Genomic DNA, 12,844 nt, shown 5'->3' with positions numbered 1-12,844 from the left:
CTCAGGGAGAAATACGAGGTGACAGAGAATAAACTTGCAGATGGCGAAATCCAGGAACAGCGCCGGGAATGCCTGTGTAAACTGACAAAATTCGTCGGCGCGGCAGGCGTCGCTGCTGCCGTCTGGCCGCTGGTTTCGGCCCTTGGCCCGGATGAGAAGACTCTTGCGGAAAATGAACCGATTGATGTCTCTCTTGCGGGGGTTGCTGCTGGACAAACCGTCAAACGCGTATGGCAGGGAAAGCTAATTCTTATTCACCATCGCACCCAGGATGAGATTATTACTGCCAGAAGTGCCGACTGGCATACGCTTATCGACCCACAACCGGACAGCGAGAGGGTCTCAGCAGCTCATCCTCAATGGCTGGTGGTTCAAGGGTATTGTCCACATGCCGGGTGCGTACCCAACGCACGACCAGGAGGCGTGGGTTGGATCTGTCCGTGCCACGGCTCAGAGTTTGATACCTCCGGGCGCGTGACGCGCGGCCCCGCGACGACCAACCTGGCAATCCCGGACTACGTTATTCATTCGGATGGTCAGGCCGTGCGTATCGGCACGAAGGAAGCCTGAAATGAGGAGTGAGCGCGTCTATTCGCTTCGCTGGCGTATCCCGTTTCCTCGCTCGATTGCCGGACTCTGGGTATTCGCAATCGGCGCCATCCTGCTGGTTATACTCGGTGTGCAGATCCTTACGGGTATCGTGCTGGCGATGTTTTACGTACCGACGGCCGAGCTGGCATTTGACTCCATTATTCATATTATGCGTGCGGTTCGCCATGGAGAACTGTTACGCAACATGCATGCTATTGGCGCGTCGCTCTTTTTCTTTGCCTGTTATCTGCATATTTTTCGTGGCATGTACTACAGCGTTTATCGCAAGCCCTGGACGACAATGTGGATGATTAGCGTGACGCTGTATATCCTGCTGATGATGACCGCATTTCTTGGTTATAGCCTTATCTGGGGGCAAAAAAGCTACTGGGCGGTCACGGTAATTACCCGCTTTGCCCAGGCCATTCCGCTAGTGGGTGATACCCTTTACGCATATTTAGTCGGCAGCCATACTCCAGGAACGCCGATGCTTGGCCGCTTTTTTGTTCTCCACTTTATTCTTCCCTTTGTGATTGTCGGAGCAACGGTTTTTCATATTCGCACCGTACAGTCGGCGTTTGCACAGGCGATGAAAAAGAGGTTTAGCGAGAAAGAGTCCAGGAGCCTGCTGTTCGATTACAAAATTACCGATCTTGATGCCATCAAAATCATCCTTTTTTTGATGATCTTCGCCTGGTTCTTATTCTTCGCGCCGCACTATCTGAGCAGCGCCGATAACTTTATTCCTGCGGATCCAACAGTTACACCCGCGATTGTTGCGCCGGAATGGTATTTTCTTCCCTTCTTCTCCATCTTGCGTTGCTTCCCAAATGAATTCGTTGGCTTAGCCGCAATGTGCAGCTCGGTACTGATTTTCTATTTCCTTCCCTGGCTTGATACTTCCCGGGCTCGTTTTCGCCATTACAGCAAACTGGTTAAATGCGGATTCTGGCTGTGGGTCATTAATGCCTGCTTTTTAGGTTGGTTAGGGTCGAAAGCGCTGGTTGGCCCCGATCTTATTGACGGTTTCCGTAACGAAGAGGGCTGGATCCGTGCCGCATCGCAGCTTTCGACTCTGATTTGGTTTGCCTGGTTTTTAATCGTATTACCTTGCCGTCGTTTTCTGGAAAAACAGGACTGATGATGAAACAACTATTGAAAATCAGCATTCTGTCCTTTTCTCTGTTGGGACTGGGTTCCTCCTATGCGCAGGAAGCCACGCCTGAACGGCAGGAATGGAGCTTCAGCGGCATCAATGGACAGTATGATAAAGCGCAGCTTCGGCGTGGCCTGCAGGTTTATGAAGAGAAGTGTCGCGCTTGTCACGGCATGAAGCACCTTAGCTTTCGTTCGTTGACCAGGCCCGGCGGTCCGGAACTCACGGCTGAAGAAGCAAGAAGTATCGCCAGCGGCTATCAGTTTCCTGAGCTTCAGGATGACGGCCAGATTGGTGAGCGAGACGGGACGCTAAATGACAGCTTCATCTCGCCGTATCTAAACGAGCAGGAAGCACGATACCTTAACAATGGCGCTTCTCCCGTTGACCTGAGCTATATCGTGCGTGCCCGCTCATACGATCGCGGATTCCCGCAATTTCTGTTGGATGCTTTTCTGCCCTACACGGACCAGGGAGCAGATTACGTCTACGCACTGCTAACCGGTTATCAACCTGCCGATCCCGAACTGAAGGCTAATCGCTATTTTCCCGGTGGCTTGATTAACATGCCGAAACCGCTAACCAGCGGAGAGATTCAATGGCGCCCGGCGTCGCTACAAGCTGAAACGGAGGAGCAATATGCCAGGGATGTTACCGCCTTTCTGGCATGGGCGGCCGACCCAACGCTCGCAGAACGAAGACAGCAGGGATATTACGTTATGGGCTACCTGGCCTTTATGCTGGGGCTGCTATGGATATTACGACGAATGAAAAGACGTTCGCTCATGTAGGCCTTGCCAGATATGAAGATGATTCAGTTCGTCAGCTTTCCGCCGGGCAGCAGCGCTGAGTTGCACTTGCGCGACTAAGGCTGGAGAAAGATGGCATGACATAAACTGCACAAAACGAAAAAACCCCGAGCTATTAAATAGCTCGGGGTTTATGTTTGGCGGAAGCGTAGAGATTCGAACTCTAGAACCCTTTCGGGTCGCCGGTTTTCAAGACCGAAAAATAATACTTAAAAATCAAACTCATAACACAATAAAAAAGAATAACATTAATACAAAAAGCACATCAAAAACAATAGATTAGGTACAACACAAACGTCGATATTCTTCTAAATTATGCAGTATATCTTGACTGATTATCTGCTATTGAGGATAGTAACTGTATATAAACACAGTATTGAGACTATCATGAAAAACAGAGAATCCAATGTCAGCAGCCTACAAGAATTAGCAGATTTTAACGTCAGCTATTCCCTGCTCACAAATGAAGTCTATCTGTCTGCATCATTCATCGATAACATGGCCTGCATTCCACATTGGCCAGTAAAGGAATTCCCAGATCAGTTTATGTGTATCTCACGAACTCGCGCAGAAGAACTGATAAAGGAGTTACAGAAGGCAATAAACTATATGGATGCAGGTATTGATAACTCCCATGGTGGGTTCATTTAGTTTGAAACCTCACTCATACTCGCAGGGAATTTCTTATAGAGCGTCGATAAGCCAACACCGTATTTGCGAGCGATCTGCTGACGTGATTCGCCAGTAGCAATCCGCTCGCCCATTTCCTGCCATTGCTCATCCGTGAACTTAGGCCGGCGACCGCCTACTCTCCCTTTTGCCCTGGCGACGGCCAGTCCTGCTAACGTACGCTCGCTGTTAAGATCGGATTCGTACTGCGCCGCCGATAGTATGTTACGAAAGTTATAGCGTCCACTGGCTGTTTTGAGGTCCACACCATCGGTAATGCTGCGGAAGTTGATACCCTTTTCCTGTAGCTGCTGGAACATCAACAGAGCATGCAGGACATTGCGCCCGATTCTGTCCAGCTTCCAGACCACCAGTTCATCACCAGCCTCCATAGCGGCGATCAGCCGCTTTAGCACCGGGCGGTTCGATTTCCGCCCGCTGGCATGCTCTTCATATATGTGATCACATCCTGCTGACTCGAGAGCTGAGCGCTGAAGTTCGGTGTCCTGGTGGTTTGTTGATACCCTGTCGTAGCCGTAAATCATGGGAATTTCTCCTGTTATGAAAACAGGAGAAACGGCGAAGTATCGCCAGATTTTTTGTTGTTATAAAAAAGGTTCCTATGCCGCTGGACTATCTGTCCATTTGAAACCGTCAGTAATTGCTTCATCAGCAGAAACCGCCTTAACCTTGTTTTTATAAGCCATCCACGCCGACAGTTTAGCTCTGTTGGCATCGCTTATTTCACCCAGCATCAGTTCTGTTCGCCAGTCGAGCATTACTTTATCGGCACTGGCCAGCAAATGGCTACGTAGTTTTTCAGCATCTGCTATCGCTGCTTTTCGCTGCGCATCGGGATCTGCAACCCATTTGCTGCCATCCCACTTGTCATACAGAGTGGATGGCGCAACAGTTGTGAACCCTGAACGAATCTCCCCGATGTAGTTAACAACAGTTGTTGCTCTGTCAGCTGTTGAATACACCGTAACGCCGCGATTATCTGGCTGTTGCTCCCATCCAGTACCGTTGAATACAGCTACAAATCCCGGACTTTCCTCACCAGGGTCTATGGTCGTCGAATGGCCTGGCATACTCACGCCAACGTTAATGTATTCGTCAGACCATCCACAATATTCACCGATAGAAGGTTTGTAATAATAAACGCGAATTTCACCGGCTTGTGTCGCCAGTCCGTTTTCATCAAAAGTCACTGTCATTATTTAGCCCTCACCAGGAAGTTCCATGCAATGTTCCGTGGACGTACTCTTGCAAAGTTTGCGCCGTCCGAGTTGTTTATTTGCCCTGGGTTTTTTGCTACTGACCATCCAGAATTCACAACTTGCCCGTCATCGTTTGAAACGGATATTTGCCCAAGCCCTGCCTGATTTGAATTTTCACCCAGTAAGAGGTTAATTGCGGATGCATCCTGTGCTGACAGGAGCGATCGTCCACTGTCCACCCCTCGACCGTCATCCCAGATACGGATAAATTCACCACGCTGATCGATGAGAGTCAGGCCAGGATAGACCAGCGCTAATTTTGGATATGTTGTCGCTGAGAATGTCGAGTTATTGAATTTCAGAAACACCATATCTGACCATTCATCTATCACCGTATTAGGCATCACCGCCGACGGCCAAAAGAATGGAATTCCTATCGCGGGCGCTCCAGCCCCTAAACGAAGGTATGTGAGAATGTCTGCAATAGTATTTTTCCCGATAATGTCACGACCCACCTGCGTGAAGTTGGTCAAAGCTGCAGTATCATCCCCGTTGAAATACGGTAGTTTATTTGCAGCGCCCACTAATGTGGCTAACGCAGTCAATGTAGGGTCTAACGGCTGGAAATTCCCAAGGATGTAGGACAGCGTTCCGGCCGTCATCATGTTTGCCGCAATATCATTAGCAGACCAGGCACGTGGGACAGTTCCCTCCTGTCCACGCTGGATAGTAAAGACATCACCATTTATGGCGGTAACATGAATAATCTCAGTGAGCGAGCCTGTAGCAGCATCGATAATCGTCAGTTTAAAGAAACTGGTTCCTGCTACCGGAGACGGGAAAAGCGTTCCTGTTCCAGCGTTTACGGTAAGCGATGTTGCCGTTGAGCTAATTCCAGCCGCAAGCACTGTCTGAGCATTGTTAGCGGCTAAAAGAGATAGTGCCATTTTTCCTCCGGTTTTTTTGGCAATAAAAACATCTAGTGGTCGGTTTCCAAGCATTTTGCTAAGATTGAACCATCTAATAAGGAGATAACAATGAATAACTTTTCCGTTGCAATAATTAAAACATTATTAATATCAGTTGGTGCCTTAACAATAATATCATCTGTTTTTCTTATTACATTGATGTTTAATATATCAATGCAAGATGGCATTCCAGCATTTGAAAACATTAAGTTTACTGTAATGTTGTTTTTCACAACTTTACTTCTATTGATTATTTGTGGCTGCTTAAAATTATTCCTTTCTATGGCTATAGACAGCAGAGATTTTCAATTAAAAAAAGAACGCGTAAAGATAAAGGCCAGAGTTGAAGATGTGACCATCTAATCAACCGATAATAGTCACTGTTACTGGTTGATAAAACGGCATGTGGAGCAGGCCGCTGTCGAAAGCCTGCTTGAACAGCGATGCGTACTCATACTCGTTACTTTTGATTAGAACGCTTGTCTTCTGGTTGTAAGCCCTGCTATTGAACGTCTGTGTGTTGTATACAGAAGAATCAGTCAGTTTTCTAAAGCCCTTGATAATTGACACACTGGCCCCGCTACCAGAGAACAACACCGAAATACTCCAGTGTTGGTCGTTCACGACATCAACCCCGTTTATCCCCGTAAGGAACCGCATAATCCGACGTTTCAGCCAGGGTATTGTGAAGTAAAACCCATCCCCCTTATAGAAATTCCACGTCATGATCCGCTTGAACAGATCATCAGAGACAACAACCTGCGATGACTGGTTTATTACTTTGCGGGTATTAAAGGGTACAGTGTTAAACGTAAATGTATTGAATACCCCGAGCACCAGCTGCCGACCACTTGCCAATACAGGAGGTTTTACGCCATATATGCCACGAGCTATCCACCTGAGTTGATCCCCTACATTATAACCACCAACAAAAATCGGCAGATTTGCACTCCGCATCCAGTCATAAACATTTTTTGCCATCGTGTTATACGCAGTCACGAAAGCACGGATATTGTCATCATCATTGTACTGCGTGTACAGGTACGAACGGATAATATCCTCAAGCATTTCACACTCCGTCAACAGTTACGCCATCTGACGCGATGTAGAAGTAACTAAATGGGTCGCCACTTATAATGTTTGTGTTCGGGTCAGGGTTTGTAACAATACCATTAACCGTAATAATAACATTGAGTTTACTAATTAAACTCATATCAATAGCTGCATTGACAGACTGAAGGAAGGTGTCTTTCAGGTTATTAATATTTAACGGCTTACCCGCATAAATCCCATTTATGTACTGAATTACAGGTGCTGATACCAGCGTTAAAATTGTAGCATCGGTCAGGTAATTCACCCCTTCAGATCCCCACTCAAATTTCACCGTAACGTTTTGCTGCAACGGTATAACAAAAGGGATTAGATAGTTATCCGGCCAGTCGTTTATGGTCACCACATTATTTCTTACATTTGGCGTGACCTCTCCGCCCCCGGTCCACGAACCGGACGCTGAAGTATCTATACCGATTGAAAACGTATGCGGTGTGAGCACTGTTGCGGTTAGCGGAACGTTGTTAATTCCAGTCATACCATTCACGCCAGAGATGTTGACCACCTGTCCGTTGGTCAATCCATGAGTTATACCTGTGGTGACGACACCAGGATTAGCATTCGTTATACCTGTAACGTCTACTGTCGCTCCTTTTAGCCTGCTGATATCGCCGGCAGATTTAAAAATGGCCCCAGCCATTTCATAAATATCACCTCCCCCGCACATGATGATCCAGCTGTTACCGTCCTGTACGACTGATACCAGGCGAGCCTGCACACCATTAACATCAGTAAGCTTCTGCCTGATGAAGCCAGGATATCCCTGAACAGTAGACATCTGGGATTCCCAGACGCGATCACGAAACTGATAGTTTGATTCACGCTCTAAGCCAGGAACTCCTGCAACCGGATTTGTGCAGGTCAATGTAATTTCGTCAGGAACGCTGGTAATTATCTGGGTAACGGTGCCAGCAGGTACCGCCCATGATCCTGTCGTGGTGGCCGTACAAGTTACCTGCGGCGTAACTCCAGACGAGGGAATAATCGTGGCATCGTTAAGCGTATAGGTATAGATCCCATCGGACACTACAAACCCCTGCGGAATACCAAATCCTGCCGGGCCGTCGAATTGCACAGGAACAGTCGTTGCCCCCTGCGTCTTCTGTGGTGCAATACCAGCCTGTTGAGCCAGCAGGTTAAGCATGTAAATGTTAGCCTTAAGCGGCCCTACCGAATTAATCAGATCGACTCTCGCCTGATCGCAAATCAGCAACGCGCCAACGTCTGTACTCACGATATCCTCAATCAGTGAGCCTGGTAATTCGGTGGTGATGCCTGGCGCCATTTGAACGGCCAGTGACACCAGTTGCTCGCGCAGACTTTCTGGGGTTTGCGGAACCGGGCCAGCAGCTGTGTAGCTAACAGATAAATCACTCATACGTTCACCGTTGCAATAATTTTAGAACCGGCGTTGGTTATCGCCGAAATGTTATAAACAGGTGGATCATCACTAACCAAAGCAATTTGTAGCGATGAAAAGTAGGGACTAAATTGTTGTTGCAGACGGTTAACGTAATACGTCGGCAATACCTGCTGTATTACTGATCCGTTAGCCGGAATACCATTGTTCGCGAAGAACGGAGACTCCTGCGGCGCAAGCTTAAGATTTTGCACCAGAGTAGTCAGGTAAACCGCGTCGTTGAATCCATTCTCATCTGTTTCGACCAGAGTCCACTTACCATCTGAATTCCTGCCGTAGGTTCTCATTCAGTGATATTCCCGTTAAATTGCACTGTCGCGTTCCCGGTATTGCTGCCGCCGTTTCCGTTGGAGTGAACATGGCTGTTGCACCAGGAAACAAGCGACTTCCAGCCCTCGTGCATGATCGCCGGGCTTGTGCTGGCTGTTCCGTCCTGCAACTTCCCTGCCTGACCAGTCAGATTCCACATACCGTCCGTGAGTGTGAAAACTGTTGACCCTACGGTCACTTTGAACTGCGTTGGAGTGGCGATGGTTATGCTGTCAGGAGTAAGTAAAAACGTTGTGTTGCTGCCAGCATCCCGAATGGTGACACCTTCGGGCCCGTAAATGGTCACAACCTGACCGTCGACGCCTTCCCACTCTGTATTACTGATTGGCAAAAATACCAGCGCGCTAAGGTTCGCCGGTGGTGTCAGGTCGGCAATACCACCTCCCTGCCCGCTTACCCCTCCCAGATAAGTATCCGCCGGGATGGCTATCCCCTTATCGCCCGGCTGCATTGGGTATCGGATGTACTGAGGACCAAATAGCGGGATGGTAACCTGTGGAAGCACATAAGGGATGTCGCGCAGCTCAAAAGCCACTGTGACCATCTTCCCGCTCTGTTTTACTACACTGGCAGGGAGCACCTTTCCTGCTTTTTGCAGCGCAACATCCACTTTTCTCTCAACAAAGCGATTCATGTTTGCGCCAAAATTTAATTTCTGGCCGATGCTCATTTTTTACCTACCTCTATGAAAGGATACGCTTCAATTATTGTTATCCACGCATCGGCAGTTGGCTGTCGACTATTACCAATAAGACGCACCGAACTAACAACAAACTCACCTGTAAAAGCAGAGTCTTCCCGATACTGAGAATATGATGACGCTCTTATTACTGGGGCGGTTTTTTTAGGCATGCTTATATGGTCACCAACCTGAATATCACTGCGCATAACACACATAAGGCTAATAGTTTTAAAGGCTACCCATGTCGGCTGTCCGATTAAATCAGTAAAATTCAACTCGGTTATACTTGTCACTTCTGAACCTTCAGGATGGTAATTGACATCATTATCCCAGACCCGAATTTGATTTCCGTTAACTATGGCTATTTCAACACCTGTGTAACCTGAATCCTTAATCCATGACCGAGAAAAGGCATTAAGGTCCTTCGCGAGAGAAACTATATCACTACAAAATAACCCTCTGTAATGGTTCAAAATCAGCCGGTCACTAATATTAATATTAAATGTATAATCGCCTATCAGCTGGAAACAGTTAGTTAAGGCGACAGACAATTTTTGTCCAACTTTCCAGTCAAACGTTAACGGCAGTGGAGCCGGTTTCTCATCAGGGTTTAACGTTACAGGGCCGGTTACAATCACAAAATCCAGCCTTAAATCTGTACCCTGCCAGTTACCAAAAACCTGGTTAATCGTACCGTCCAGCACTAGTCCAGGTGCCGTAATCTTACCTACCAGTGGTAAACCTGATTTCATACCGAGGAATATTTTTATTCTCTTACCAAACAGGTCCTGTCGATCTTGTTGCATCTCTTTCGGGCCAATACCCCATATAGTCAGGTGAGTTTCACCCTGGGGGGTTGATTCACCAAACCTTAGAATGTCAAACTCAATCATCAATGCGCCGGGGTTATAAACTCCATTTTTGTGGCTGCTATACTGCTTCAGTAACACATCAGATTTTCCGTCTTTTGATGGATCAAAAATTTTGATATCGTAATATCGCATTATCTGGTTACCTCAATCAGTCCGTTTTTTTCTCTCCAGTACATATAGGTATAACTAAAGACACCAGAGATTAGATTTATACCGCCAGTTTCAGGTGACCCGATTAAAGCTGTACTAAAAATGGTGTTACCGGAACTATCTGTGATAAGCAAATACCAACGTTGTGCGGTTATATTCCATTTCAACTGGCAGTTATAAACCGTACCATCAAGAACCGGCGTAAACGCCATGCTTTGACGTTCATCCCCTGTAAAAGGGTAATATTGAGATGTCATATTGCCACTCCCAATTTACCAAGTAGACCAGTAATGGCCTCAGAGACAGAGCCTCCAAGAGATGTGTTACCAAGGGCGTTGACAGTACTTGTCCAGTCTGATTCTGTAACCTTGTCTCCACCACCAATTTTCCCAAGAAAGTTATTTACCGCCTGCTCTGCACCAGTTTTAGTGATCAGGGGCTGCTCAAAATCCCACATCCATGTCAGCTGAGGTAATGCATCGTTTCCGCTGGTGACATCCTTTACCGTGCGCAAAATGCAGCGGTTATAGATAACCGATGGGGTAGCAACGATGAATGTTCCGCCCAGGTTGGCGTGTGCCTGTAGGACAGACTGGAGTGCGCTTATCGTTACCAGCTTTGTCATTGCCCCGGTATTTTCGTTAACCGGGGCCTTCATTTCCAGAGCAACACGCAACGGTTGTGCCAGCAAGGCATTCGCTGCCACAACCTGGTTAGCAAAAGGATAGCGGGCAATGTCATAATCTACTATCGTCGCGCCCTGCACTGGCTTCCAATGACAGAAATACTTATCCAGGTCTGTAAGATTTATTGCGCCCCCCAAAAGACCAGTAACAAAACTGGCACTTTGGGTTAATGCGACTATAGGTAACATGCCGCCAGGTATCGCCTGAGCGATACCGTCACACAGGATAACAGGGGATATTTCAAACCCCAATTTGTACATCTCACGAGTAAAACTCATTATCCCATAGCCCCCAGTTGCGCACCGGTAACAATGGCGTTACCACCTGTATTGTTGAATATCTGGATAACCGCGCCCTCGCTAACCCGGCTACCGGCACCCTCTTTCGCTGACATAGCGGAAATAAGTTTTGCCAGAACTACAGGATCATTCAGATTCAGCTTGTCGTTTTCTTTCAGCCCGGTTGTTCTAACAACATGCCTGATATACTCAGCAGTGTCGTTGTTATCATCGCCAGGCTTTTTAGGGGATGGAGCCCATTTATTGATAATCCCCGAAACGGTGTTTACACCACGCGAACCATAAATCTGCAATTGCTTCGCTGCCGCCAAAACACCTTCATCAAGGGTTGGGAAAACAGCAAAGTCACCGCTGCGCGTGTTATGCGTTCCGTAACCTTCTGCCCAGCGCAAATTAGCCGGGTTATTAAATCGGTCAGCAATGGTTCTGCCTGATGCATTAACGTTTGCAGGTTGGGAGTCAATAGGTTTCACGGTTCCGTCTGAGAAAAACCGCTTCACACCCTTTAACCATCCCCACACATGCGGATCATCATCGCTACCTGGCGTATAAGTATTTCCTGTCTTAGGATCTAAGACAGGTTTTGCATTAAGAATTGTCGATTCAGATGTAACACCATCAATAATTCCTGCGGCGTCTGTTTTACCAATAATCCAGTCGACAACCTTCCCAATTACTTTTCCAAGCTTCTCGACTTTTACCATGAAGTCTTCGACATCATTTTTAAAGTCGGGAGAGGCCAGGTAATCACCAAATCGCTGAATACCACCAGCGAGCCCGTCGATCCATTTTCCAAGTTCTGGAGATTGAAGAACGGTATCGATAGCACCAGACAACGCATCAGAGAGTTTTGTCAGTCCAGGGGTAAGCGGGCCAAGTCCACGGATGAACGTGTTTTTGATGCTCTGACTGCTGTAGTCGAGTTGAATATTGAAATCCTGCCATTGCCGGGCCTGCTCATCAGTGATCTGCAGCAACTGAGCATCACGCTTCGCACGTTTCTCCATAGCGTCGATCTCTGCATCGCTCATATTTTTAAAGCGATTGAGGTCGTCAATGCTGAAGAAGCTGGTCAACCCGTAGGCGTTAGCCCCCTGCAACGTGCCACCTGTTTGCGTGAAAATACTCCTGGCGGCACGAATCATCTCCGGCAGCAACTGGTCCGGTGAACGGTCAGGGTTATTGATCCCCATAGCCTGGAATTTCCAGCGCTGGGATAAATCGGCCTGAGTGTCACGAATGGCGCCCAGTGTCGCTGTTGGGTTGGCCACTGCACGCTGGTAGTTAATGGCCGTTGAATCCAGGGCACCAATCGAGGTATTCAACCCCATAGAGGTGAATCGCTGGGCGCTCGCGCTGGATGCCAGTCGGTTTATCCCGAACAGACCACCAGCGCCGATAACGCCAGTGAATAGCCCTACAATTCCGCCCCATGACAGCAGGCTGACTGTGGCGTCTTTGATATGGCCGGCGAACTCTTTTGAGTCCTTTTTAAGTTTGCCAAATATGCTGGAAGAGCCAGCAGTTTTCTTATTCAGGTCACTCTGACGCTTATTGGCATCGTCAAGGCTGGTGTTGATGCGATCGAGGTTATTCACCATCATATTCAAAGCATCAACGCCATCCAAAAAAGCCTTTGTCATCCCCTCTGCTTCTGAGGATGCTTTTGACGTTTCGCGGGCGGTGTCGCCAATACCCTGCGCAGATGCCCGCCATGCTTCGGGAAGATCTTCAAGAGCAGCCTGGTACTCATTGAATTTATCCATAAATGACAGGAATTTCTCATCATTCACGTCAACTTCAATAATGGATTTAGCTGCCATTGAAATAGCCTCTTTCTTTTAACGCAGAGATAATAAAGCGCTGCCTGAACTGGGATGGG

At 47.7% G+C, this 12,844-nt stretch carries 16 protein-coding genes; 5 read left to right on the top strand and 11 right to left on the bottom strand.

The window, feature by feature from the left end:
- The first annotated feature begins 18 nt into the window (after window positions 1-18).
- The 4 genes from petA (at window position 19) to WC7_RS16930 (ending at window position 3,207) form a co-directional block, all read left to right on the top strand.
- A complete protein-coding gene (gene petA / locus WC7_RS16915; protein WP_016152559.1) occupies window positions 19-570 on the top strand; it encodes a ubiquinol-cytochrome c reductase iron-sulfur subunit in 552 nt (183 codons plus the stop codon).
- 1 nt (window position 571) lies between these two features.
- On the top strand, window positions 572-1,732 hold the full coding sequence (locus WC7_RS16920) for a cytochrome b (RefSeq protein ID WP_016152558.1): 1,161 nt from the start codon (window positions 572-574) through the stop codon (window positions 1,730-1,732).
- A 2-nt stretch (window positions 1,733-1,734) separates the two neighbouring features.
- Complete coding sequence (locus tag WC7_RS16925) at window positions 1,735-2,538, top strand: cytochrome c1 (RefSeq protein WP_016152557.1); 804 nt, start codon at window positions 1,735-1,737, stop codon at window positions 2,536-2,538.
- A 405-nt stretch (window positions 2,539-2,943) separates the two neighbouring features.
- Entirely contained in the window at window positions 2,944-3,207 is a 264-nt protein-coding gene (locus tag WC7_RS16930; protein WP_016152556.1) for a hypothetical protein, read from the top strand.
- Here WC7_RS16930 and WC7_RS16935 read toward each other — a convergent pair.
- The 3 genes from WC7_RS16935 to WC7_RS26605 form a co-directional block, all read right to left on the bottom strand.
- Entirely contained in the window at window positions 3,204-3,770 is a 567-nt protein-coding gene (locus tag WC7_RS16935; RefSeq protein ID WP_016152555.1) for a recombinase family protein, read from the bottom strand. The two genes, WC7_RS16930 and WC7_RS16935, sit on opposite strands and share 4 nt — an antisense overlap.
- A 75-nt stretch (window positions 3,771-3,845) precedes the next feature.
- A complete protein-coding gene (locus WC7_RS16940; RefSeq protein ID WP_016152554.1) occupies window positions 3,846-4,442 on the bottom strand; it encodes a tail fiber assembly protein in 597 nt (198 codons plus the stop codon).
- Complete coding sequence (locus tag WC7_RS26605) at window positions 4,442-5,392, bottom strand: hypothetical protein (RefSeq protein ID WP_016152553.1); 951 nt, start codon at window positions 5,390-5,392, stop codon at window positions 4,442-4,444. Before WC7_RS26605 ends, WC7_RS16940 begins: the two co-directional genes overlap by 1 nt.
- A gap of 90 nt (window positions 5,393-5,482) precedes the next feature.
- Here WC7_RS26605 and WC7_RS16945 point away from each other — a divergent pair, with 90 nt between their 5' ends.
- A complete protein-coding gene (locus tag WC7_RS16945) occupies window positions 5,483-5,776 on the top strand; it encodes a hypothetical protein (protein ID WP_016152552.1) in 294 nt (97 codons plus the stop codon).
- Here the strand turns inward: WC7_RS16945 and WC7_RS16950 are convergent, their stop codons facing one another.
- Genes WC7_RS16950 through WC7_RS16985 form a run of 8 tightly spaced genes read right to left on the bottom strand, consistent with a single transcriptional unit; the run spans window position 5,777 to window position 12,785 of the window.
- The gene (locus WC7_RS16950; protein WP_016152551.1) at window positions 5,777-6,481 is read right to left on the bottom strand and encodes a hypothetical protein; all 705 of its coding nucleotides are present in this window, start codon (window positions 6,479-6,481) and stop codon (window positions 5,777-5,779) included. It lies immediately after the preceding gene.
- Between the two features lies 1 nt (window position 6,482).
- The gene (locus WC7_RS16955; RefSeq protein ID WP_016152550.1) at window positions 6,483-7,901 is read right to left on the bottom strand and encodes a ubiquitin-activating E1 FCCH domain-containing protein; all 1,419 of its coding nucleotides are present in this window, start codon (window positions 7,899-7,901) and stop codon (window positions 6,483-6,485) included.
- A complete protein-coding gene (locus WC7_RS16960) occupies window positions 7,898-8,230 on the bottom strand; it encodes a hypothetical protein (RefSeq protein WP_003833581.1) in 333 nt (110 codons plus the stop codon). The genes WC7_RS16955 and WC7_RS16960 overlap by 4 nt, the downstream gene beginning before the upstream one ends.
- On the bottom strand, window positions 8,227-8,943 hold the full coding sequence (locus tag WC7_RS16965; RefSeq protein ID WP_016152549.1) for a hypothetical protein: 717 nt from the start codon (window positions 8,941-8,943) through the stop codon (window positions 8,227-8,229). The genes WC7_RS16960 and WC7_RS16965 overlap by 4 nt, the downstream gene beginning before the upstream one ends.
- Window positions 8,940-9,959: a hypothetical protein gene (locus WC7_RS16970; RefSeq protein WP_016152548.1), complete on the bottom strand. Its 1,020-nt coding sequence runs from the start codon at window positions 9,957-9,959 to the stop codon at window positions 8,940-8,942. Before WC7_RS16970 ends, WC7_RS16965 begins: the two co-directional genes overlap by 4 nt.
- Window positions 9,959-10,234 carry a phage baseplate plug family protein gene (locus tag WC7_RS16975; RefSeq protein ID WP_016152547.1) on the bottom strand — a complete coding sequence of 92 codons (276 nt, stop codon included), beginning with the start codon at window positions 10,232-10,234 and terminating at the stop codon, window positions 9,959-9,961. The genes WC7_RS16970 and WC7_RS16975 overlap by 1 nt, the downstream gene beginning before the upstream one ends.
- Window positions 10,231-10,941: a hypothetical protein gene (locus WC7_RS16980; RefSeq protein WP_016152546.1), complete on the bottom strand. Its 711-nt coding sequence runs from the start codon at window positions 10,939-10,941 to the stop codon at window positions 10,231-10,233. The genes WC7_RS16975 and WC7_RS16980 overlap by 4 nt, the downstream gene beginning before the upstream one ends.
- On the bottom strand, window positions 10,941-12,785 hold the full coding sequence (locus WC7_RS16985) for a hypothetical protein (RefSeq protein WP_016152545.1): 1,845 nt from the start codon (window positions 12,783-12,785) through the stop codon (window positions 10,941-10,943). The genes WC7_RS16980 and WC7_RS16985 overlap by 1 nt, the downstream gene beginning before the upstream one ends.
- Window positions 12,786-12,844 lie beyond the last annotated feature (59 nt).

The organism is Citrobacter sp. KTE151 (assembly GCF_000398845.1).
GTDB classification, from domain to species: Bacteria; Pseudomonadota; Gammaproteobacteria; order Enterobacterales; family Enterobacteriaceae; genus Citrobacter; species Citrobacter braakii.
Note: the sequence above shows the minus strand (reverse complement) of the source record. Positions and strands in the feature narration are given on the sequence as shown.